General features: G+C 62.6%; 21 protein-coding genes. 15 read left to right on the top strand and 6 right to left on the bottom strand.

Features of this window, described 5'->3' with window-relative positions:
- Window position 1: 1 nt before the first annotated feature.
- From AB1N67_RS20215 to lpxC, 4 genes are all read left to right on the top strand, one after another.
- Window positions 2-871 (top strand): cell division protein FtsQ/DivIB, encoded by an 870-nt coding sequence (locus AB1N67_RS20215; protein WP_043207518.1) that lies wholly within the window; start codon window positions 2-4, stop codon window positions 869-871.
- Window positions 872-885: 14 nt separating this feature from the next.
- Window positions 886-2,142, top strand: a complete 1,257-nt coding sequence (gene ftsA, locus AB1N67_RS20210) for a cell division protein FtsA (protein ID WP_043207521.1) — start codon at window positions 886-888, stop codon at window positions 2,140-2,142.
- A gap of 56 nt (window positions 2,143-2,198) precedes the next feature.
- Complete coding sequence (gene ftsZ / locus AB1N67_RS20205) at window positions 2,199-3,395, top strand: cell division protein FtsZ (protein ID WP_043207523.1); 1,197 nt, start codon at window positions 2,199-2,201, stop codon at window positions 3,393-3,395.
- Between the two features lie 112 nt (window positions 3,396-3,507).
- A complete protein-coding gene (gene lpxC, locus AB1N67_RS20200) occupies window positions 3,508-4,419 on the top strand; it encodes a UDP-3-O-acyl-N-acetylglucosamine deacetylase (protein ID WP_070092350.1) in 912 nt (303 codons plus the stop codon).
- 60 nt (window positions 4,420-4,479) lie between these two features.
- Here lpxC and AB1N67_RS20195 read toward each other — a convergent pair whose 3' ends face one another.
- Window positions 4,480-4,941, bottom strand: a complete 462-nt coding sequence (locus AB1N67_RS20195; protein WP_043207527.1) for a DUF721 domain-containing protein — start codon at window positions 4,939-4,941, stop codon at window positions 4,480-4,482.
- 369 nt (window positions 4,942-5,310) lie between these two features.
- On the opposite strand from AB1N67_RS20195, the gene secA reads away from it, so the two are divergent.
- The 4 genes from secA to AB1N67_RS20175 all read left to right on the top strand — a co-directional run bounded on the left by secA (window position 5,311) and on the right by AB1N67_RS20175 (window position 11,187).
- Window positions 5,311-8,049, top strand: a complete 2,739-nt coding sequence (secA, locus tag AB1N67_RS20190; protein ID WP_043207530.1) for a preprotein translocase subunit SecA — start codon at window positions 5,311-5,313, stop codon at window positions 8,047-8,049.
- A gap of 229 nt (window positions 8,050-8,278) precedes the next feature.
- Complete coding sequence (argJ, locus tag AB1N67_RS20185) at window positions 8,279-9,496, top strand: bifunctional glutamate N-acetyltransferase/amino-acid acetyltransferase ArgJ (RefSeq protein WP_043207533.1); 1,218 nt, start codon at window positions 8,279-8,281, stop codon at window positions 9,494-9,496.
- Window positions 9,497-9,613: 117 nt separating this feature from the next.
- Complete coding sequence (locus AB1N67_RS20180; protein WP_043207534.1) at window positions 9,614-10,246, top strand: glutathione S-transferase family protein; 633 nt, start codon at window positions 9,614-9,616, stop codon at window positions 10,244-10,246.
- Window positions 10,243-11,187, top strand: a complete 945-nt coding sequence (locus AB1N67_RS20175) for a Nudix family hydrolase (RefSeq protein WP_182816336.1) — start codon at window positions 10,243-10,245, stop codon at window positions 11,185-11,187. Before AB1N67_RS20180 ends, AB1N67_RS20175 begins: the two co-directional genes overlap by 4 nt.
- Window positions 11,188-11,261: 74 nt before the next feature.
- On the opposite strand, the gene AB1N67_RS20170 is transcribed toward AB1N67_RS20175, so the two are convergent.
- The 3 genes from AB1N67_RS20170 to AB1N67_RS20160 are packed head-to-tail and all read right to left on the bottom strand — an operon-like array spanning window position 11,262 to window position 14,817.
- Window positions 11,262-11,828 carry a cob(I)yrinic acid a,c-diamide adenosyltransferase gene (locus AB1N67_RS20170; RefSeq protein WP_043207538.1) on the bottom strand — a complete coding sequence of 189 codons (567 nt, stop codon included), beginning with the start codon at window positions 11,826-11,828 and terminating at the stop codon, window positions 11,262-11,264.
- Between the two features lies 1 nt (window position 11,829).
- Window positions 11,830-13,860 (bottom strand): ATP-binding protein, encoded by a 2,031-nt coding sequence (locus AB1N67_RS20165; protein ID WP_043207541.1) that lies wholly within the window; start codon window positions 13,858-13,860, stop codon window positions 11,830-11,832.
- Between the two features lie 39 nt (window positions 13,861-13,899).
- Window positions 13,900-14,817 carry a putative 2-dehydropantoate 2-reductase gene (locus AB1N67_RS20160; RefSeq protein ID WP_090344903.1) on the bottom strand — a complete coding sequence of 306 codons (918 nt, stop codon included), beginning with the start codon at window positions 14,815-14,817 and terminating at the stop codon, window positions 13,900-13,902.
- Between the two features lie 97 nt (window positions 14,818-14,914).
- Here AB1N67_RS20160 and AB1N67_RS20155 point away from each other — a divergent pair, with 97 nt between their 5' ends.
- From AB1N67_RS20155 to AB1N67_RS20145, 3 genes are all read left to right on the top strand, one after another.
- The gene (locus AB1N67_RS20155) at window positions 14,915-15,400 is read left to right on the top strand and encodes a YajQ family cyclic di-GMP-binding protein (protein ID WP_043213519.1); all 486 of its coding nucleotides are present in this window, start codon (window positions 14,915-14,917) and stop codon (window positions 15,398-15,400) included.
- Between the two features lie 112 nt (window positions 15,401-15,512).
- Entirely contained in the window at window positions 15,513-16,355 is an 843-nt protein-coding gene (locus AB1N67_RS20150; protein WP_043213521.1) for a mechanosensitive ion channel family protein, read from the top strand.
- Window positions 16,356-16,548: 193 nt separating this feature from the next.
- Complete coding sequence (locus AB1N67_RS20145; protein ID WP_070576162.1) at window positions 16,549-17,790, top strand: MFS transporter; 1,242 nt, start codon at window positions 16,549-16,551, stop codon at window positions 17,788-17,790.
- An 80-nt stretch (window positions 17,791-17,870) separates the two neighbouring features.
- Here the strand turns inward: AB1N67_RS20145 and AB1N67_RS20140 are convergent, their stop codons facing one another.
- Window positions 17,871-19,418 carry an AmpG family muropeptide MFS transporter gene (locus tag AB1N67_RS20140; RefSeq protein WP_043213525.1) on the bottom strand — a complete coding sequence of 516 codons (1,548 nt, stop codon included), beginning with the start codon at window positions 19,416-19,418 and terminating at the stop codon, window positions 17,871-17,873.
- 43 nt (window positions 19,419-19,461) lie between these two features.
- The gene (locus AB1N67_RS20135; protein ID WP_070576155.1) at window positions 19,462-19,815 is read right to left on the bottom strand and encodes an MGMT family protein; all 354 of its coding nucleotides are present in this window, start codon (window positions 19,813-19,815) and stop codon (window positions 19,462-19,464) included.
- Window positions 19,816-19,968: 153 nt separating this feature from the next.
- On the opposite strand from AB1N67_RS20135, the gene AB1N67_RS20130 reads away from it, so the two are divergent.
- From AB1N67_RS20130 to AB1N67_RS20115, 4 genes are all read left to right on the top strand, one after another.
- Entirely contained in the window at window positions 19,969-20,976 is a 1,008-nt protein-coding gene (locus AB1N67_RS20130) for a DUF481 domain-containing protein (RefSeq protein WP_043213529.1), read from the top strand.
- Between the two features lie 143 nt (window positions 20,977-21,119).
- Entirely contained in the window at window positions 21,120-21,851 is a 732-nt protein-coding gene (locus AB1N67_RS20125) for a DUF2470 domain-containing protein (RefSeq protein ID WP_197852776.1), read from the top strand.
- 66 nt (window positions 21,852-21,917) lie between these two features.
- Window positions 21,918-22,379 (top strand): FxsA family protein, encoded by a 462-nt coding sequence (locus AB1N67_RS20120; RefSeq protein WP_043213533.1) that lies wholly within the window; start codon window positions 21,918-21,920, stop codon window positions 22,377-22,379.
- 276 nt (window positions 22,380-22,655) lie between these two features.
- Window positions 22,656-22,949 (top strand): co-chaperone GroES, encoded by a 294-nt coding sequence (locus AB1N67_RS20115; protein ID WP_009395550.1) that lies wholly within the window; start codon window positions 22,656-22,658, stop codon window positions 22,947-22,949.
- Window positions 22,950-22,971 lie beyond the last annotated feature (22 nt).

Genomic DNA, 22,971 nt, shown 5'->3' with positions numbered 1-22,971 from the left:
CATGCACGGCGCGATGATACGTCAGCAGCAACCCGTTACCGGCCGTAGCAAGCCGGTGCCGCGTGGTGCCAGCCGACTGGTGGCCGACGAGCCCGTATCGGCGCGCCTGCCGCGGCCCAGCCTGGGCGGCCTCAAACGCTTGCTGTGGCCGGTGTTGCTGGTCGCTGCAGGCTTCGGGGCCTATGAAGGCGCCGTGCGCCTGATGCCGTATGCCGACCGGCCGATCACCAAGATCGCCGTGCAGGGCGACCTGAGCTACATCAGTCAGCAGGCAGTGCAGCAGCGGATCGCGCCGTACGTGGCCGCAAGCTTCTTCAGTGTCGACCTGACGGCGATGCGCCTGGAGCTCGAACAGATGCCATGGATCGCCCATGCCGAAGTCCGCCGGGTATGGCCGGACGAGGTGGTGATCCGCCTGGAAGAACAGTTGCCGGTGGCGCGCTGGGGCGACGAAGCCTTGCTCAACAACCAGGGCCAGGCCTTCACCCCGCGCGAACTGGCCAACTACGAGCACCTGCCGCAGCTGTTCGGGCCGCAGCGCGCTCAGCAACAAGTCATGCAGCAGTATCAAGTATTGAGCCAGATGCTGCGCCCCCTGGGCTTTTCCATCGCTCGCCTGGAGCTGCGCGAGCGAGGCAGTTGGTTCCTCACCACCGGCGCGGGTAGCGCCGGGCCTGGGATCGAGCTGCTGCTGGGGCGCGACCATCTGGTGGAGAAGATGCGCCGTTTCATTGCCATTTACGACAAGACACTCAAAGAGCAGATCACCAACATCGCCCGCGTTGATCTGCGGTACGCCAACGGGCTTGCCGTTGGCTGGCGGGAACCGATTGCACCGACGACGGCCCAACCCGCCGTTGCGAAGAATTAGAGAGAGGCAGGACCATGGCAAACGCGCATAGCGGCAAAATGATCGTCGGGCTGGACATCGGCACCTCCAAGGTGGTGGCGCTGGTGGGTGAGGTAGCCGCTGACGGCACACTGGAAATCGTGGGCATCGGTACCCATCCCTCCCGCGGCCTGAAGAAAGGCGTGGTGGTGAACATCGAGTCCACCGTGCAGTCGATCCAGCGCGCGGTGGAAGAGGCGCAGCTGATGGCCGGCTGCCGCATTCACTCGGCGTTCGTCGGCGTCGCCGGTAATCACATTCGCAGCCTCAACTCCCACGGCATCGTCGCGATTCGCGATCGCGAAGTCAGCACCGCTGACCTCGAGCGCGTACTGGACGCCGCCCAGGCCGTGGCCATCCCGGCAGACCAGCGGGTGCTGCACACCCTGCCGCAGGACTACGTGATCGACAACCAGGAAGGCGTGCGCGAGCCTCTGGGCATGTCCGGTGTGCGTCTGGAAGCCAAGGTCCACGTGGTCACCTGCGCAGTCAACGCCGCCCAGAACATCGAAAAGTGCGTGCGCCGCTGTGGTCTGGAAATCGACGACATCATCCTCGAACAACTGGCGTCGGCCTATTCGGTGCTGACCGATGACGAGAAGGAACTGGGCGTGTGCCTGGTGGACATCGGTGGTGGTACCACCGACATCGCCATCTTCACCGAGGGTGCCATCCGCCACACCGCGGTGATCCCGATCGCGGGCGACCAGGTGACCAACGATATCGCCATGGCCCTGCGGACCCCGACCCAGTACGCCGAGGAAATCAAGATCCGCTACGCCTGTGCCTTGGCCAAGCTGGCCGGCGCTGGCGAGACCATCAAGGTGCCGAGCGTGGGCGACCGCCCACCGCGCGAGCTGTCGCGCCAGGCCTTGGCCGAGGTGGTGGAGCCCCGTTACGACGAGCTCTTCACCTTGATCCAGGCCGAGCTACGTCGCAGCGGCTACGAGGATCTGGTGCCGGCCGGCATCGTCCTGACCGGCGGCACCTCCAAGATGGAAGGCGCTGTGGAACTGGCCGAGGAAATCTTCCACATGCCGGTGCGCCTTGGCGTACCGCACAGCGTTCGGGGGCTCAGCGATGTCGTGCGCAACCCGATCTATTCCACCGGCGTGGGCTTGCTCACCTACGGCCTGCAAAAGCAGACCGAGGACCTGCCCCTGACCGGCAACAGCAGCAACAACAGCTATGGCGATGAACCGAAGGCTCCGGTGCTTGAACGATTCAAGCGTTGGGTCCAGGGCAACTTCTAAGTTTCAAAGCAGTAGTGGTAGGCGCAAAAACTAGAGAACAGTTAAGGAGAGGGAAAATGTTCGAGCTCGTAGACAACGTCCCGCAAAGTCCGGTCATCAAAGTGATCGGTGTCGGTGGTGGTGGTGGCAACGCCGTCAACCACATGGTCAAAAGCAACATCGAAGGCGTCGAGTTCATCTGCGCCAACACCGATGCCCAGGCGCTGAAGAACATCGGCGCGCGCACCATCCTGCAGCTGGGTACCGGTGTCACCAAGGGCCTGGGTGCCGGTGCCAATCCGGAAGTCGGCCGTCAGGCCGCGCTGGAAGACCGTGAGCGTATCGCTGAGGTGCTGCAGGGCACCAACATGGTCTTCATCACCACTGGCATGGGCGGCGGTACCGGTACCGGTGCTGCGCCGATCATCGCCGAAGTGGCCAAGGAAATGGGCATCCTCACCGTTGCGGTGGTGACCCGTCCGTTCCCGTTCGAAGGTCGCAAGCGCATGCAGATCGCCGACGAGGGCATCCGCATGCTGGCCGAAAGCGTCGACTCGTTGATCACCATCCCCAACGAGAAGCTGCTGACCATCCTGGGCAAGGATGCAAGCCTGCTGTCGGCCTTCGCCAAGGCCGATGACGTACTGGCTGGCGCCGTGCGTGGTATCTCCGACATCATCAAGCGTCCGGGCATGATCAACGTCGACTTCGCCGACGTGCGCACCGTAATGGGTGAGATGGGCATGGCAATGATGGGTACCGGCTGCGCCAGCGGTCCGAACCGTGCCCGCGAAGCCACCGAGGCGGCGATCCGCAACCCGCTGCTCGAAGACGTCAACCTGCAGGGCGCCCGCGGCATCCTGGTGAACATCACCGCAGGTCCGGACCTGTCCCTGGGCGAGTACTCCGACGTCGGTAGCATCATCGAAGCCTTCGCCTCCGACCATGCCATGGTCAAGGTCGGCACCGTGATCGATCCGGATATGCGCGACGAGCTGCACGTGACCGTGGTTGCCACTGGTCTGGGCGCACGTATCGAGAAACCGGTCAAAGTCGTCGACAACACTCTGCAGAGCGCGGCCGCCGCCTACGAGGCGTCCAACCCTGCACCGGTGCGTCAGGAGCAGCCTGCCGTCAATTACCGCGACCTGGAGCGTCCGACCGTGATGCGCAACCAGGCCCACGGAGGTGCCGCAGCAGCGGCTAAACTCAACCCACAGGATGATCTGGACTACCTCGACATCCCGGCGTTCCTGCGTCGCCAGGCCGATTAATGGAATTTATCAGGGGTATAGGGGTGATTGGTGTTCAGCAAAGGCCGGGTCTGTTATCATCCCCAGCCTTTGTTGATACCTGTTCGCAATTTGCGCTGAAGCGGCCAAAGCCATGATTAGACAACGCACCCTGAAGAATACCATCCGTGCCACAGGTGTCGGCCTGCACTCCGGGGAGAAGGTCTACCTGACCCTCAAGCCAGCGCCTGTGGACACCGGCATCGTCTTCCGCCGTGCCGACCTCGACCCCGTCGTCGAGATCCCGGCCCGTGCGGCCAACGTCGGCGAGACAACCATGTCGACGACGCTGGTCAACGGTGACGTAAAGGTCGATACGGTCGAGCACCTGCTCTCCGCCATGGCGGGCCTGGGCATCGATAACGCCTACGTCGAGCTCTCCGCCTCGGAAGTACCGATCATGGATGGCAGCGCGGGCCCCTTCGTATTCCTGATTCAATCCGCCGGCCTGGAAGAACAGGACGCCGCCAAGAAGTTCATCCGCATCCTGCGCGAAGTGACGGTGGAGGAGGGCGACAAACGCGCCACCTTCCTGCCTTTCGACGGGTTCAAGGTGAGCTTTGAGATCGACTTCGATCATCCGGTACTGCGCAACCGGACCCAGAGCGCCAGTGTCGACTTCTCCAGCACGTCGTTCGTGAAGGAAGTCAGCCGCGCCCGTACCTTCGGTTTCATGCGTGACATCGAGTACCTGCGCAAGCACAACCTTGCGTTGGGCGGCAGTGTGGAAAACGCCATCGTGGTCGATGAGGACGGCGTGCTCAACGAAGACGGCCTTCGTTACGAAGACGAATTCGTCAAGCACAAGATCCTCGATGCCATCGGCGATCTCTACCTGCTGGGCAACAGCCTGATCGGCGAGTTCAAGGGCTACAAGTCCGGACACGCGCTGAACAACCAGTTGCTGCGCAAGCTCATCGCTGAGAAGGACGCCTGGGAAGTGGTCACTTTCGAAGATGCCAGCACGGCACCGATCTCCTACATGCGCCCTGTTGCGGCCGTGTAAGTTCGAACACTCTCTAGTTCATTGAGGCCACCTTCGGGTGGCCTTTTTTATGGGGCGTTTTCAGCCCTTTTCCTTGCCTTGGGCATGCGCTGCCAGCCGTTCCAGGGCTGCCCGCAGCTTGGGGTCGGCGATGCCCTCGGCCGAATCGCGGATACTCTCGGCGGCCTTGCAGGACAGCTCCACACCTTGGCCATCCCGTTTGGCCGGCACCAGCGGGGGTTGCACCTTGAACAAGATGCGCTGCAAATTGCCGAATGCCTCCAGTGCCTGAAGCTGGCGTTGCAGGCGCTTCTGCTGATAGCGCAGACGCGTAGCCCAGTGACCGTCCGTCACCACCAGCAGCAAGGTGCCATCTCGCCAGGACGCCACATGGCAATGCTCGCGAGCGGCCGGTTGCAGCTGGCTTTCCAGCAGACGCTGCAAATGGGCCAAGCGCTCGGCCTGGTTGAGCAGCAGGCGCAGTGGCCTGGCCTGACGCAACAGCGCGGCCGGAGGCTGGGCGGGGGAGGGCTTGTAGGCCATGGGGGTACGCAGGTGGTTACAGATTGGCCATCTTAACAGAAGCCATGGCGCTGGACTGACCGCAGGACACTCCCGCTGTGGCGGTTTTTATAGCTCAATTGAGAGGGCAGGCTGACCTGCAAGGGCGGCAACCCCATGATCTCTTTGGGAAATGTCCCTGAGACGTTTCATCTTCCAGCACCTTGAACTTGTTCGAAAAGGCCTTATGTTAGGAGGGCCCCCGCCAAAGCGCTGTGCCAGCATCGTGGAAATCCACCACTTTCCTCACCATCGTTTCCGGGTAGAATGCTCGTTCGCATGCGGCCTCAGGGCTGCACGGGCGACTCATGGGGCCGCCCTCCATCCCTACGTGTGGAAGATCCTGCCGATATGTTTGCGCCTTTGTTAAAAAAACTTTTTGGAAGCAAGAACGAGCGTGAAGTCAAACGCATGCTCAAGACGGTGAACATCGTCAATGCCTTCGAAGAGAAGATGGTGGCCCTCTCCGACGAGCAGCTGCGGAGCAAGACCGCAGAGTTCAAGGAGCGCCTGGCCAAAGGCGAGACCCTCGACCAACTGCTGCCGGAAGCCTTCGCCGTGGCCCGCGAGGCCGGCAAGCGTGTCATGGGCATGCGTCACTTCGACGTGCAGCTGATCGGCGGTATGACCCTGCACGAAGGCATGATCGCAGAAATGCGTACCGGTGAAGGCAAGACCTTGGTCGGTACCCTGGCGGTCTATCTCAACGCGCTGTCCGGCAAGGGCGTGCACGTGGTGACCGTCAACGACTACCTCGCCCGCCGCGATGCCAACTGGATGCGCCCGCTGTACGAGTTCCTCGGTCTGTCCGTGGGCATCGTGTCGGCTTTCCAGCCGCCGGAAGAAAAGCGCGCTGCCTACGCCGCGGACATCACCTACGGCACCAACAACGAATTCGGTTTCGATTACCTGCGCGACAACATGGCGTTCAGCCTGGAAGAGAAGTTCCAGCGTGAGCTGAACTTCGCCGTGATCGACGAAGTCGACTCGATCCTCATCGACGAAGCCCGTACGCCGCTGATCATCTCCGGCCAGGCCGAGGACAGCTCCAAGCTGTACATCGAGATCAACCGCCTGATCCCGCGCCTGAAGCAGCACATCGAGGAAGTCGAAGGCCAGGTCACCCAGGAAGGCCACTTCACCATCGACGAAAAGAGCCGTCAGGTGGAGCTCAACGAAGCCGGTCACCAGTTCATCGAGGAGATGCTGACCCAGGCCGGCCTGCTGGCCGAGGGCGAGAGCCTCTACTCGGCGCACAACCTGGGCCTGCTGACCCACGTCTATGCCGGTCTGCGCGCCCACAAACTGTTCCATCGCAACGTCGAGTACATCGTCCAGGACGGCCAGGTCCTGCTGATCGACGAGCACACCGGTCGTACCATGCCGGGCCGCCGTCTCTCCGAAGGCCTGCACCAGGCCATCGAAGCGAAGGAAAACCTGAACATCCAGGCCGAGAGCCAGACCCTGGCTTCGACCACCTTCCAGAACTACTTCCGCCTCTACACCAAGCTGTCCGGTATGACCGGCACCGCTGACACCGAGGCCTTCGAGTTCGCCCAGATCTACAACCTCAACGTGATGGTCATTCCGCCGAACAAGCCGTTGGCGCGCAAGGACTTCAACGACCTGGTGTACCTGACTGCCGACGAGAAGTACGCGGCGATCATCGCCGACATCAAGGAAAGCATGAAGCAGGGGCGTCCGGTGCTGGTCGGTACCGCCACCATCGAGACCTCCGAGCACATGTCCAACCTTCTGAAAAAAGAAGGTATCGACCACAAGGTGCTCAACGCCAAGTACCACGAAAAAGAAGCCGAGATCATCGCCCAGGCCGGTGCGCCAGGTGCGCTGACCATCGCCACCAACATGGCCGGCCGTGGTACCGACATTCTGCTGGGCGGCAACTGGGAGGCAGAAGTGGCCGCCCTTGAGAACCCGAGCGCCGAGCAGATCGCCCAGATCAAGGCCGACTGGCAGAAGCGTCATCAGCAGGTGATCGAGGCCGGTGGCCTGCACGTGATCGCGTCCGAGCGTCACGAGTCCCGCCGTATCGACAACCAGCTGCGTGGTCGTGCCGGTCGTCAGGGCGACCCAGGCTCGAGCCGCTTCTACCTGTCTCTTGAAGACAGCCTGATGCGTATCTTTGCCTCCGACCGCGTGAAGAACTTCATGAAGGCGCTGGGCATGCAGTCCGGCGAGGCCATCGAACACCGCATGGTCACCAATGCCATCGAGAAGGCCCAGCGCAAGGTCGAGGGTCGCAACTTCGACATCCGCAAGCAGTTGCTCGAATACGACGATGTGGCCAACGAACAGCGCAAGGTGATCTACCACATGCGCAACAGCTTGCTGGCCGCCGAGAACATCGGTGACACCATCGCCGAGTTCCGCCAGGAAGTGCTCGATGCCACCATCAGCCAGCACATCCCGCCGCAATCGCTGCCTGAGCAGTGGGACGTGGCAGGCCTGGAGGCCGCGCTGGCCAGTGATTTCGCCATCAAGCTGCCGATCCAGCAGTGGCTCGACGAGGACGAGCGCCTCTACGAAGAGACCCTGCGCGAGAAGCTGCTCCACGAAATCACCACTGCCTATAACGAGAAGGAAGACCAGGCTGGCATCGAGGCCCTGCGCACCTTCGAGAAGCAGATCCTGCTGCGCGTGCTGGACGATCTGTGGAAAGACCACCTGTCGACCATGGACCACCTGCGCCACGGTATCCACCTGCGCGGTTATGCGCAGAAGAACCCGAAGCAAGAGTACAAGCGCGAATCCTTCACCCTGTTCCAGGAACTGCTGGAGTCGATCAAGCGCGATACCATCCGCGTGCTTTCCCACGTCCAGGTTCGCCGCGAGGATCCGGCCGAAGAAGAGGCCCGTCTGCGCCGCGAAGCCGAGGAACTGGCTCAGCGCATGCAGTTCCAGCATGCTGCTGCCCCTGGCCTGGAAAGCGAGCAGCAGCTCGCCGAGGAAGGCGCCGAGGTGGCTGTGGCTGCCGCGCCGGTACGCAACGAGCAGAAGCTGGGTCGCAACGAGCCGTGCTGGTGCGGTTCGGGCAAGAAGTTCAAGCACTGCCACGGCCAGATCGAGTGATCGGATAGCCCTGGCGCTGACTGTTGATCAGGGCTGCTTTGCAGCCCACCGCGACACAAGGCCGCTACCACAGGTGCAGCGCGTGACTCCAAAACGCTGCAACCTTGTGATAGCGGCCTTGTGTCGCAAAAGGGCCGCATAGCGGTCCCGCTCTTCCATCCGCGCGTTGGCCGCTATTAAGATCGTGCGGCATCGCCACATCCCCTTTGGTTTCTCTAGGAGCGCTTACATGGCTGTTGGTCTTGGTCCTTTGCCCACCCTGCACCCGGTTCCCGGTTTCGAACTCGGCATCGCCTCGGCGGGTATCAAGCGCCCTGGGCGCAAGGACGTGGTGGTGATGCGTTGCGCCGAAGGGTCCAGCGTCGCCGGTGTGTTTACCCTCAACGCCTTCTGCGCAGCGCCTGTGATCCTGTCCAAGCAGCGCGTGCAGGGCACCGTGCGCTACCTGCTGACCAACACTGGCAACGCCAACGCAGGTACCGGCGCACCGGGCCTGGCCGCTGCCGAGCGCACCTGTGCCAAGCTGGCGGAACTGGCGGGCGTGGAGGCCAGCGCTGTGCTGCCGTTTTCCACTGGCGTGATCGGCGAGCCGCTGCCGGTCGAGAAGATCGAGGGCGCGCTGCAAGCTGCCCTGGATGACCTGTCGGAAAACAACTGGGCCGAGGCCGCCACCGGCATCATGACCACCGACACCCTGCCCAAGGGGGCCAGCCGCCAGTTCCAGCACGACGGCGTGACCGTCACCGTGACCGGCATCAGCAAGGGCGCCGGGATGATCCGTCCGAACATGGCCACCATGCTCGGCTACATCGCCACCGACGCCAAGGTGGCTCCTGCGGTGCTTAAGGACCTTCTGCTCGATGGCGCCAACAAGTCGTTCAACCGCATCACCATCGACGGCGATACCTCGACCAACGACTGCTGCATGTTGATCGCGACCGGCAAGGCCGATCTGCCGGAAGTCACCCAGGCCAGCGGTGCGCTGTTCGAGGCCCTGAAAAAGGCTGTCTTCGAGGTGTGCATGGAAGTTGCCCAGGCCATCGTTCGCGACGGTGAAGGCGCGACCAAGTTCGTTACCGTTCAGGTCAACGGTGGTGGCAATCACCAGGAGTGCCTGGACGTCGGCTACGCCGTGGCCCACTCGCCGCTGATCAAGACCGCGCTGTTCGCCTCCGACCCCAACTGGGGCCGCATCCTCGCCGCCGTCGGCCGTGCCGGCGTGCCCGCGCTGGATGTCAGCCTGATCGACGTGTTCCTCGATGATGTGTGCATCGCCAGCAAGGGCGGCCGCAGCCCGAGCTACACCGAGGACCAGGGCGCCAAGGTGATGGCCCAGGAAGAAATCACCATTCGCATCGAGCTTGGTCGTGGCCAATGCAGCGAAACCATCTGGACGACCGACCTGTCCCACGAGTATGTGAAGATCAACGCCGAATACCGCACCTGATGGCCTCTTCGCGGGTAAATCCGCTCCCATGCAGCATATGCAAACGTTGTGGGAGCGGGTTCGCCCGCGAAGCGCTGCACAGCAGTCCCTAGTATTCCGATCCAATGGAGCCGAACCATGAGCTATCACCTGATCATCGGCGACAAGCTGTACTCATCCTGGTCGCTACGCGGTGCCCTGGCCCTTGAGCTGGCTGGCGTGCCGTATGAAGAGACGCTGATCACCCTGAACCAGCCCGATACCCGCAAACGTATCCTCGAATTCTCCGCTACCGGCAAGGTGCCGCTGCTCAAGACCGAGCACGGCGTCATCGCCGACTCCTTGGCCATTGCCGAATACCTTGCCGAACGTCATCCCGAGGCCCAACTGTGGCCGGCGGACATCGCTGCCCGTGCCCAGGCGCGTTCAGCGTGTGCGCAGATGCACAGTGGTTTCATGGCGCTGCGCAGCACGATGCCGTTCGATCTGTCTCGCGATGAAGCGTTGGAGAACATGCCGCTGGACGTGCAAGTCGATATCGACCGAATCGTTGCCCTGTGGTCTGAGTGCCGACTGGCGGCCAAGGAGCCTGGGCCGTTCCTGTTCGGCAAGCCGAGCCTGGCCGATGCGTTCTTCGCGCCGGTGGCGGTGCGTCTGCGCACCTACCGCGTCGAAGTTCCGGCCGAAGCGGCCGCTTACATTGAAACCATTTATCAATGGCCGGCCTTCCAGGCCTGGCAGAAGGCTGGCCTGGCGGAGCGAGAAGGGTGAAACGGATTCATGTTGTTGCGGCGGTCATTCGTGGCGCAGACGGGCGCATCCTGATTGCCCGACGCGCCGATACCCAGCACCAGGGCGGCCTGTGGGAGTTCCCTGGCGGCAAGGTGGAAGAGGGTGAGGCCGTCGAGGTGGCGCTGGCGCGTGAGTTGCGCGAAGAGCTGGGTATCGAGGTGACGGGCTCGCGACCACTTATCAAGGTCAGCCACGACTACCCGGACAAACAGGTGCTGCTGGATGTCCGTGAGGTGGACGCCTTCACCGGCGAACCCCATGGCGCCGAGGGCCAGCCCCTGGCTTGGGTAGCGCCACGGGACTTGGGGCAATACGAGTTCCCTGAGGCCAACAAGCCGATCGTTGCTGCCGCGCGACTGCCGGACCAGTACTTGATCACCCCCGATGGCCTGGAGGCGCCCGAATTGCTGCGCGGCATCCAGAAGGCCATCGCAGGCGGCATCCGTCTGATCCAGCTGCGTGCGCCGGACATGTACGATCCCAAATACCGTGATGTGGCAGTGGATGCGGTCGGGCTGTGTGCCGGCAAGGCCCAGCTGATGCTCAAGGGACCGCTGGAATGGCTGGGCGACTTCCCGTCGGCGGGGTGGCACCTGACGTCCGCACAACTGCGCAAGTACGCCGCCAATGGGCGACCGTTCCCGAAGACGCGCTGGTTGGCGGCTTCGTGCCACAACGCTGAAGAGCTGGCCTTGGCCGAGCAGATGGGAGTGGATTTCGTCACCTTGTCGCCTGTGCAAGCGACCCAGACTCATCCAGAGGCTACCCCGTTGGGTTGGGAGGAGGCTGGGCGGTTGATCCAGGGGATCAATCATCCGGTGTTCCTGCTGGGAGGGGTTGGCGCCGGGGAGCGTGAGCGTGCCTGGGAAGCTGGTGCCCAGGGCGTGGCAGGTATCAGGGCGTTCTGGCCGCAGTCCTGATCTCGGTCATTGGCCGGTAAACCCGCTCGTACACGGTCAACACCTTCCCTGTATGAGCGGGTTTAGCTGCGATATCAGGCCTGCGGTTTGGCCGCAGCCTGCCACAGCACCTCTGCGACCCCTTGGCGACGCCCGATGATCCGCGCTGCGACGAACAACAGATCGGACAGCCGGTTGATGTACGCCAAGCCCACCCCATCCAGCGGCTCGATGGCATTCAACTGCTGGCACCGACGCTCTGCGCTGCGCGCCTGGCTTCGACACACGTGGGCCTGGGCCACCAGCGCCGAACCACTGGGCAGGATGAAGTTCTTCAGGGGGCCGAGCTCCTCGTTCCAGCGATCGATGGCCGCTTCCAGCCGCTCTACTTCGACTTGGTCCAAGGCTTGATAGCTGGGCATCGCCAATTCGCCGCCCAGGTCGAACAGCCGGTGCTGACAAGGCGCCAGAATCTCGATCAACTCCTCCAGCCCTTCGCTCTGCAGCCCGGCGAGCAGCACGCCCAGTTGACTGTTGAGGCTGTCCACCTCGCCGATCGCCTCGATCCGCGGATGATCCTTGGGTACCCGGCGACCGTCGCCAAGGCCTGTTTCGCCCTTGTCGCCGGTGCGGGTGTAGATCTTCGACAGCCGATAGCCCATGTCATGCCTCCGAGTTGGCCGACGCCATCGGTGCCGGCTGACCTAGGGGCAGGCGCAGGGTGAAACAGGTGCCCTGGCCGGGTGCGGAGTGAACCTCCATCTGCCCCTTGTGGTTGTTGGTGATGATGAAGTACGAAACCGACAGGCCAAGCCCTGTGCCCTGGCCGATCTCCTTGGTGGTGAAGAATGGTTCGAAGGTGCGTTTGCGCACCGACTCCGGCATCCCGACGCCGTTGTCTTCGACCTGGATTTCCGCCCAAGGCGGGTTGAGCCGGGTACGCAGGACGATACGCCCAGGTTCGGCTGGTTGTGGCCGTTGATGGATGGCCTGGGCTGCATTCTTGAGCAGGTTCAGCAGCACTTGCTCCAGCTCGTTGGCGGTGCAGGGCACCGGCCCCAATGCGGGGTCGAACTGGCGCACGATGTTTTGCCCTTTGAAGTCGAAACCGACCGTCAGGTCGAAGTCGTTGCCCGCGATTTCCACCGCCTGGTCGATCAGGGCCGGCAAGTCGCAGGGCACCAGTTGTCGGTTGCTGCGGCGGCTGAAGCTGAGCATGTGGGTAACGATTTTCGCCGCCCGTGCACCGGCCTGCTGGATGCCGTCGAGCAACTGCGGTACGTCGCGGCTTTCGAGGTAGCGGTTGACGGTCGCCAGGTCGATGTCCAGCTCCGCGGCCTGCTCCTGGTTGCGTGGCAGTTCAGGCGATAGCCGTCGGCGAATGTTCTGTACGTTGTGCAGGATGGCCCCGAGCGGGTTGTTGATCTCATGGGCCATGCCGGCGGCCAGCCCCCCCACCGACAGCATTTTTTCCGATTGCACCATCATCTCTTCGAGCGACAGACGCTGGGTGATGTCGTCGATTCGAATCACCACCCCCCGGCCTCCGCCGCCGGTCAAGGGGTAGAAGGTCAGGGCATAGTGGCGCAGGTCCTCGCCCTTGGGCCAGGTGACCCGTTCGATTTTCGCCACCCGGTGTTTCTCGACGCTTTCCTTGAGCTGCGGGAGGAACGGCTTGAGCGGTTCGAAGGCAATGAAGATCGGCTGGTTCAACGCCTCATCCAGGGGCGTGCCCGAGAGCACGGTCGCTTCGTGGTTCCATTGGGTCACGTAGAGCTGCTCGTCCAGGGCGATCAGGGCCGAGGGCATGGAGTCGATGATGCTGTTGAGGTAGTTCTGGAAGCCTGTGAGTTTTTTCTCGATCTTGCTGCGCACCTGGACTTCCAGCTCCAGCTTGCGGTTGGTATGGCGGGTTTCCTCGGCCAACCCCTGGGCTTGGTCATAGGCCATCTGGAACTCGTCACGCGTGCGCTTGAGCTGCTGCTCGCGCGCCTCGATGCGCGAAAGCATGGTATTGAACGCCTCGGCCAGGCTGCCGATCTCGTCGTCGTTGCCACGCTGGGCGCGCAAGGCGTAGCTCTCCTCGCGGGTGACCTGACGGCTGAGCTCCTCCAGCTGGTTGATCGGTTGGGTGATGAGGCGCTTGATTTGCCGGGCAATGACCATCCACAGCAGGATGCTGAACACCAGGATCGCCAGGCTGGCGGTCAGAGTGCCGGTGTAGAAGGCCACGGGCAATTCGCTGCTGGCCACCAGCAGCAGGTGCGCTGGCGGGCCGCCGTCGCGAGGCAGGCGGATCAGCTGGGTGCTGCGAAACTCCATCAGGCGCCAGCCATCGATGTTGCGAAAGCGTTTGGGCAGCGCCAGCGGCTCGCCGTGTTGCAGTTGGGCCAGCATGCGTCCGTCACTGCCGTACAAGGCCGCCGCACGCAACGGGGTGTAGCTGTCGAGCTCCTTGAGCAGTGCCGTGGCCGTTTGCGGTGAGTCGCCGGCGCGGGCCGACAACTGCGGGTTGGACACCAGCCGGCCGATAGTCTGCAGGGCTTGGGGCGCCATGCTTTCCTGGGTGATCCAGTAGGCGGCGCTGATGAACGTGAGGTTGGCCACCAGCAGGATGGTGACCAGCAATACCAGCAGGGCCGCCAGCAGTTTCTGCCCGACCGGGAGATTTTCCAGGCGTTGGCGCAAGGTCATGGGCGAGGGTGCGTCCTCTGTGCGGTTGAAGGGCCAGCGTCAGTCGCTGGGCAGGCCACGGGCCTTCAAGTTATCGACCAGGCGCTGGTGCAACTGTTCCAGGTGCGGCAGCTCCAGGCCATGGCGGGCAGCGGCCCGGCAGGCGTGGCCAAGCAGGTAGTGCACTTCGGTGCGACGGCCATGGCGAACATCCTGGTACATGGAAGAATAGTTGGCCGCGGTGGCCAGAATCACCCGTTGCACCTGTTCATCCAGGCCCTCGGCGGCTTCTGGCTGGCCGCAACGACGCAGCAGATCGGCCAGTTCGACGCACAGGGTGGAGACTTGCTCCAGGTGTGCCAGCAGACCACCGTTGTGGCAGTCGTGAAGTACAGTCAGCGGGTTGATTGCGCAATTGAGCGCCAGTTTGCGCCACAGGCGGGTGAGGATATCCACCGTCCATTCGGCGGGGATGGCGGCATCGTGCAGATCGTCGAACCATTGCGGCACGGACGGGTTCACGGGATCGCCCAGCCAGTTGAAGCCTTGCCCGGCAAAGCGTACGCGCCAGTCGTCCTCGCGGAAGGCGCCTTCGGTACTGGAGGCGAAGATGCACCGGGCGTGAGGCACCTGATCGGCCACTTCATCCTGGCTGCCCAGGCCGTTTTGCAGCAGCACCAATTCGGCGCCCGCGGCCAGGCGAGGCGCCAGACGGGCGATGGCAGGCGCGGCGTCATACGCCTTGCAGGCCACCAGTAGGCGGTGGATAGGCGCGTGGGCCTGGTCGGTTTCGGCGGGAATCGCGTAGTGGCTGGTCAGGTCCTGCTCCAGCAAGGTCAGGCCGCCGGCGGCCTGGTACGCGGCCAGGCGCTGCTCGTCACGCAGGATCAGGCGGACCGCCTTGCCCGCGCGGGCCAGGCGACAGGCCCAGAGGCTGCCGAGGCTACCGGCGCCGAGAATATGCCAGGTGCTGCTCATCTGCGTTTCGCAACCCGTTATAATGAGCCCGCATTTTAACCGTCAAACCTGGCGCGCTCCATCCGACCGAGCGCGCTTTTATTTTTGGAGAACAACCATGCCTTCGTTCGACGTGGTATCGGAACTGGACAAGCACGAAGTCACCAACGCCGTGGACAACGCGGTGAAGGAACTGGACCGTCGCTACGACCTCAAGGGCAAGGGCAGCTTCGAGTTCAAGGACAAGGAGCAGACCGTGCTTCTGACCGCCGAGGCGGAATTCCAGCTCGAGGCGATGATCGAGATCCTTCGCCTGGCACTGGTCAAGCGCAAGATCGACGTCAAGTGCCTGGAAGTCAAGGACGCCTACCCTTCGGGTAAGGAAATGAAGCAGGAAGCCAAGTTCCGCGAGGGCATCGACAAGGATCTGGCCAAGAAGATCGTTGCCACCATCAAGGACGGCAAGCTGAAGGTCCAGGCCGCCATCCAGGGCGAGCAAGTGCGCGTCACCGGGAAAAAGCGTGACGACCTGCAGGAAGCCATCGCCCTGCTGCGCACCAAGGAGTTCGACATGCCGCTGCAGTTCAACAACTTCCGCGACTGATCAGGTATCGCAGGAACCTTGATGGCGTATTGATGTCCATGAGGCCCTGAGGCCGCGGAATTTCCGCGGCCTGTTTTTTCGTGTATGTGTCATCCGGCATCAGGAGATGAATATGGATTTGAACGCTGAAGTCGATCAGCTGGTCCGCCAATCGCAGACCTGGATCCCTTTGATCATGGAATACGGCAGCCGTGTGGCGCTCGCGCTGGTGACCCTGGCCATTGGTTGGTGGGTCACCAACAAGCTCAGCGCTCGCTTGGGCAAGCTGGTTGGGATGCGCAACCCTGATCCGGCGCTGCAAAGCTTCATCAGTACCATCGCCAATATCGTGCTGAAGATTCTGCTGGCGATCAGTGTGGCTTCGATGATCGGCATCGAGACCACCTCGTTCGTGGCGGCCATCGGTGGTTCTGCCCTGGCCATCGGCCTGGCCCTGCAGGGTAGTCTGGCGAACTTCGCGGGCGGCGTGCTGATCTTGCTGTTCCGCCCGTTCCGTATCGGCGACTGGATCGAAGCCCAGGGCGTCAGCGGCACCGTCGACAGTATCCAGATCTTCCACACCGTGCTGCGCACCGGTGACAACAAGACCGTGATCATGCCCAACGGCAGCTTGTCCAACGGTATCGTCACCAACTTCAACCGCCAGCCCACCCGCAAGGTCGTGTTCGATGTGGGCGTCGATTATGACGCCGACCTGCAGAAAGCCCGCAATGTCCTGCTGGACCTGGCCAAGGATCCACGGGTCCTGCAGGATCCCGCCCCGCAGGCGGTGATCTCCACCTTGGGCGACAGTGCGATCACCGTGTCCCTGCGTGTGTGGGTCAAGACCGCCGATTACTGGGACGTGATGTTCATGCTCAACGAGCATGCTCGCGATCGCCTCAAGGCCGAAGGTATCGACATTCCCTTCCCGCAGCGGGTCATCCGCGTGGTGCAGGAGCCGGCTGTGCAGTAAGCTGCACCGCACGACGTACTGTCGCGGGGCAAGCCCGCTCCTACCGATGCAGCGCAAGTGGTCAGCGCGCATACGATCGGTGGAGTGGGGCTTGCCCCGCGATGCGTTTTCTCTCCATTACACTTGTTCACAGCCTGATCCTGTCATTTCTGGCATATAGGCTGATCCCTCCTGTTTCCAGCTGTTTTTCATCATGAAGCCATTGCTGCATATCACGCCCCTGCGAGCCTTGCTGTTCGCACTTACCCTGGCCCTGTTCGAATTGCTGACGTATCTCGCCAGCGATGCGGTCATGCCCGCCATGCCCGTGGTGGTCGACGACCTCAAGGCCAGCCCCGAGTACATTCCCCACGCCCTGAACCTGTACCTGCTCGGCGGTGTACTGTTGCAATGGCTGATCGGTCCGCTGGCCGATCGCTACGGTCGTCGCCCGCTGTTGCTGGCTGGTTGCGCGTTCTTTGGCGTGGCTTGCCTGGCCACGTACTGGGTACACGACATTGGCCTGTTCAATCTGCTGCGCTTGTTGCAGGGCGTAGGTCTGGGCTTCGTCGTCACGGTCAGCTACCCGGCGCTGAACGAGGCCTTCAGCGAAGCCGATGCGGTACGCATGATGGCCTTGTTGGCCAACATCGCCCTGCTATCGCCGCTATTGGGCCCATTGGTGGGCACCTTGCTGTTGCAATGGCTGGACTGGCGCTGGTTGTTCCTGGCGTTCGCCGCTGGCGCGGTGCTGACCTGGCTGCTGCTGTACCGGTTGATGCCGGAGACTCTGGGCGTAGAGCGGCGCGATGGCTCGCGGTTGCCCTTCACGCCGATTCACCTGTTGCCGCTGCTGGCGGGTTATGGCCAGTTGCTGGCCAACCGCCGCTTCGTCGCGGGCAGCGCGGCGCTGGGTTTGGTGGGCTTGCCACTGATCGGTTGGATCGGCCTGTCGCCTGTGCTGTTGATCAGTGACGAGGGCCTGAGCACGATGGAGTATGCGCTGTGGCAATTGCCAGTGTTTGGCGGGCTGATTCTGGGCAACTTGATCATCAACCGCATCGCCGACCGCTATCCGTTGCCCAGCCTGGTACGCGGTGCGCTGTGGCCCTACCTGGCGGGGCTGTGCCTGATGGTCGTGGCCACCTGGACCTGGCCGACGGTGACCAGCCTGGTCGCGGGGATGTCCCTGTATGCCTTGGGCCTGGGGGTGGCCAATGCGGTCCTGTACCGCATGACCCTGTTCTCCAGCGAGCAGAGCAAGGGGCTGGTATCGGCCATGCTGGGCATGATCACCATTGCCCTGTTGGGGCTCGGTGGCGCGTTGCTGGCGATGTTGGGGGCGGGGGCGAGCCTGCTGCACTTCGCGTTGGCGGCAGGTATTGCCGGGGCGCTGGCGCTGTGGCCGTTGTGGTACGTGGTGGGTGGGCGCCGGGACGAAGGAGCCGTGGCCTAGGCGCTGTACGAAATATTTCCGTACTCACTCACTGGAAAGCAAACCCTGGGTTTGGGGGGCCGCAAGGCGGCCCCTGTTCCTCAAGGGCGCTCGGCCGCGGAGTCTTCCACCGGCGCCTGTTTGCCTCGACCGGCTTCCTGATGCCAGTGCAAGGCGATCAGGATCAGGGTCGGCACGCCGAGCAGGGCGGTGATCAGGAAGAAGTCATGGTAGCCGAACTTCTCTACCAGCACGCCCGAATAGCCACCGATCAAACGTGGCAGCAAGAGCATGATCGAGCTCAGCAGGGCGTACTGGGTCGCCGAGAACTTCAGGTTGGTCAGGCTCGACAGATAGGCGACGAAGGCCGAGGTGGCAAGGCCCGAGCTGAAGTTGTCCAGCGAGATGGTGACCACCAGCATCTCCAGGTTCGGACCCATATCGGCCAGCATCAGGAACAGGATGTTGGTCGCCGCCGATGCCGCACCGCCGATGAACAGGATCGGCAGGATGCCGAAGCGTACGATCAACAGGCCGCCGATACCCGCGCCGACCAAGGTCATGATCAAGCCGAAGATCTTGCTGACGCTGGCGATCTGGTCCTTGGTAAAGCCTTGGTCGATGTAGAACACGTTGGCCATCACACCCATCACGGTATCCGACATGCGATAGGTGGCGATCAGGCCCAGCAGCAGCAGCGCCTGCCAGCGATAGCGCAGGATGAAGTCGTTGACCGGTGTCAGCACAGGCGCCAGGCCCCGCCGGCCCAGGGACGACAGGCAGGCCCAGGTCAGCAGCACATAGAGAATCAGGCGCAGGAAGGCACGGTCCTCGATCAGCAGGTCCAGAACCGTCGCGTCGCCGGAAATCACGCTCGACCATCCGGTATTGAACATCTGGGTGAAACTCGCCGGTACCGATACCAGCAGGATGATCAGCACGAACACCGACGCCAGCTGGTGTACCAGACCATAGCGCGCCGCCGACAGCTGGGTGCGCATGGGCACCGGCGGTTCGCGCATCACCAGCGTGGTGAACACAGCTGGCAGCATCAGCACGCCGAACAGTACGTAGGTGCCGGTCCAGGCCTGATGCAGGTAGCTAAAGCCGGTGGAACCGAACCATTCGGCGAAGAACAGGGCGCCGGCGGTGGCGAGCAGGGCGGCGACCCGGTAACCGGCCATGTAACTGGCGGCGAGGGCGGCCTGGCGCTGGTCATCGGCGATTTCCAGGCGGTAGGCGTCGACGGCGATGTCTTGGGTGGCCGAGGCAAACGCCACCAGCACGGCCAGGGCAATCAGCCAGGAAAGGTGCTTTTGCGGGTCGCACAGCCCCATGCCGACCAGGCCGATCATCACCAGCATCTGTGAAAGCAGCAGCCAAGAGCGGCGACGGCCCAGAGCGCCGAGCACTGGCAGGCGCCATTGGTCGAGCAACGGTGACCAGACCCACTTGAAGGCGTAGGCCAGGCCAATCAGGCTGGCATAGCCGATGGTTTCGCGGGCAACGCCGGCTTCCCGGAGCCAGACCGACAATGTCGAAAACACCAGCATGTAGGGCAGGCCGGCGGCGAAGCCGAGCAACAAAAGCACCAAGGTCGACGGGCTGGCATAGGCAGCGAGCGCAGCGCGCCAGGTTTTACGGGGCATGGGCCAACATCTGCCTCAAGTTTGCGAAAACAAAACGCGCACTCTAACCGCTGTGCTCCATTGGACGCCAGCCGTGACGCGACATATCCACGCGATTGTTCCTGACTGTCACGCCTTCTGCACGCAATCGTGCGCGCTGTTCGTCTCCTGACGGGGTGCCCAACGCCAGGCTCAGGCGACCGCCGGCTCCGAGCACCCGATGCCAGGGCAAGCGGGTGTCTGCAGGCAGTTGTCCGAGAGTGCGACCCACCCAACGCGCCGCGCGGCCGAGCCCTGCGAGCTCGGCCAGCTCACCGTAGCTGACCACCTTGCCGGGTGGAATCTCGCCGAGCACCGAGTACAGCGCCATTCGTCGGGCCTGGGCCTCGTCGGTGGAGGCGTGTGATGAACCGGACATCAAAGGCCCCCAGGCCTGCAGATGAAAGCGGACCAACGGTCGGGATAAATGAGAGTGGAACTCAACGGCATGGTCTGGGTCTGTCCTTGCTCTGGTCGTGGCGATCTGGATAATGCCCGGCTTTTTTCGTCAAATCGAACCTGTAGTCAGCTTATGTATTCTAGAACCCTGCTTTTCATTCTCGCTGTCTTGTCCTGCGTGCCGGCGTTTGCCGACACGGTATGGATGAAAAACGGCGACAGGCTCAGTGGCACGATCAAGGTCTTCGATGGTGGCAAGCTGTTGTTGCAAACCACTTACGGCGGTGCCATCGCCTTGGACTGGAAGCAAGTGCAGACCCTGGAAAGCGACCAGGAACTGCTGGTCAAGCAGGACGCCTATAGCGGTGAAAAGGCCAAGTCGCTCAAGGCCGCCGAGCCCGGCAAGGTCACTCTGGCCAATGGCGATGTCCCCAAGACCGTGGACCTTGCCAGCATCGAGCAGATCATGAAGCCTCAGCCGCTGGTCGAAGACTTCCTGTGGAAAGGCAATGTGGACCTGGCCATGGACTACAAGCGCGCCGAGAACGATACCGACGACTACGACATCAGCTTCAAGACCACCGCCCGCCATGGCCGCTGGCGGCACAACGCCGAAGGCGAGTACAACCGCGAGACCAAGGACGACGTCACCACCACCAATAACTGGAGCGCCGAATACGCACTGGACCGCTTCATCACCGACAAGTGGTTCTGGCAGGGGCGTATGGAATACAAGCGTGACCATGTCGAGGACCTGGCTCGCCAGCGCACCGTGGGTACTGGCCCGGGCTACCAGTTCTGGGACGACGAGTTGGGGGCTTTCTCCCTTGGCTCGCTGATCAACCGCACGGATTTCGAATACCGCGATGGCGGCAAGGACAATTTCTATTCCGCTGCCGTGAAGTGGGACTACAACCGCTATCTGATCGGCAAGAGTGTCGAGCTGTTCACCCGCGGCGAGGTGGGTAAACCGCTGGGCGGTGTGGCGAACTATGCGCTGGATGCCGAGGCAGGCCTGCGCTACAAAGTCACCGAATGGGCCTCGCTCAACCTCAAGGCAGAGAAAGACATCATCAGCGGCACGCGTGACAGCGACCTGGACAAAACCCGCTACACCGCAGGCTTTGGCGTGACCTGGTAAGCGCCTGGGCTGCCACGCAGCCCTTCGCTAAGAGAGCGCCAGGGAGCAAGGCAGTGCGCCCTGGCGCGTGGGGAATCTATGGCACCCGACAGGGATAATGCTTATCTTGTCAGCCAACCAGTCCGCCACCAGGAGCGCCTTTCGTGAGTGACAACGCCCTGCGCCCCGCCCGAGAACTCCTGCTCAAGGAATACCGCGGCGTGCTTTCGACCCATTCCAAATCCATGCCCGGCTATCCGTTCGGCTCCGTGGTGCCGTACTGCCTTGACGCCGAGGGGCACCCGCTGATCCTCATCAGCCGCATCGCCCAGCACACGCATAACCTGCAGAAAGATGCCAAGTGCTCTCTGCTGGTGGGCGAGCGCGATGCCGAGGATGTCCAGGCGGTAGGGCGCCTGACGGTGATGGCCGAGGCGCACAAGCTCACCGACGAGGCCGCCATCGAAGCGGCGGCCGAGCGTTATTATCGTTACTTTCCCGAAGCGGCCAACTACCACAAGGCCCATGATTTCGATTTCTGGGTCCTGCAGCCAGTGCGCCACCGCTACATCGGTGGTTTCGGCGCAATCCATTGGCTCGACCAGGTCACCTTGGCCAACCCCTTCGCCGGCAAGGTCGAGGCGAGCATGATCGAGCACATGAATAGTGATCACGCCAATGCCATTGCGCATTACGTAGCGCTGACCGACCTGCCGCGCACCGCACCTGCCGAGCTGGTCGGCATCGACAGCGAGGGCATGCACCTTCGCATCGGCCAGGGTATCCACTGGTTGGCTTTCCCTCAGATTTGCAATACGCCGATACAGGTTCGCGAAGCCTTGGTCTTGCTAGCCCGCGCCGACCAATGGCCGGTTACGGCGAAAGTCGAGGGTTGAAATGCCGAGTCCACGCATCCATCTGGTGGTCGTAATGGAAGGTTTTCTTCCGCCGAGGATCCTTTGATGCGTGCTTTTCTATTGCTGTTTCTGATTTTTCCGGTGCTGGAGCTGTTCGTCTTCGTCAAGGTCAGTGCCGCCATCGGTTTCTTCCCGGCGCTGCTGCTGATCATCGCCGGTTCCGCTTTGGGTGTGCTGGTCATGCGGGTGGCCGGGCTGGCCACCGCCCTGCGCGCCCGTGAGAGTCTGCAGCGCGGCGAACTGCCCGCCGAGGACATGTTCCAAGGCATGATGCTGGCGCTGGGCGGTGGCCTGCTGTTGCTGCCGGGCTTCATCAGCGACGTGTTGGGCCTGCTGTGCCTGTTGCCTTTCACCCGTCATCTCGCCGCACGCAAGATGCGTCAGCGCGCCGAAGCCCAGGCCATGCGCCAGCGGGCCTTCCAGGATGACCCGTTCCAGCCTCGTCCCAACGATGCCGGCCATCGCCCCAATGTGATCGAGGGTGAGTACGAGCGGCACGACAAGTAACGTTCCAGGGGCCGCATCGCCTTCGATCGCAGGTAAAGCTGCGATGGAAGGCGATGCGGCCCTCGCTTTTTTCAAGTCGATGAAAAATTTTCCGAGCCAAGCCTTGTAATTGATTTTGCCGACCACATGTATGGGTCACCGCAAGGTTTCTGGTGGCGACACCAGACATATATACGGGGCTCGTCCCGTGCGAGCCCTGACCGGCAACGCCGGACCGTATCAACCCGCCGGTATCGACACCGGCCGATGAAAACCACAATTTGGGAGAGATCGACAATGAAGCTTCGTCCTCTGCATGACCGCGTCGTCATCCGTCGCAGCGAAGAAGAATCGAAAACCGCTGGCGGTATCGTCCTGCCGGGTTCGGCCGCTGAAAAACCAAACCGCGGCGAAGTCGTCGCCGTCGGCACCGGTCGCATCCTGGACAACGGCGAAGTTCGTGCCCTGGCCGTCAAAGTGGGCGACAAAGTGGTCTTCGGCCCTTATTCGGGCAGCAACACCGTCAAAGTCGACGGCGAAGACCTGCTGGTGATGAGCGAGAACGAAATCCTCGCTGTCGTCGAAGGCTGATTCCCCTCCCGGTTTCCAGAAG

Origin of the sequence: Pseudomonas guariconensis, from assembly GCF_040822035.1 — a bacterium.
In the GTDB taxonomy this organism is placed as follows: domain Bacteria; phylum Pseudomonadota; class Gammaproteobacteria; order Pseudomonadales; family Pseudomonadaceae; genus Aquipseudomonas; species Aquipseudomonas guariconensis.
The sequence above is the reverse complement of the archived record's forward strand: the minus strand, read 5'-3'. Positions and strand labels throughout refer to the sequence as shown.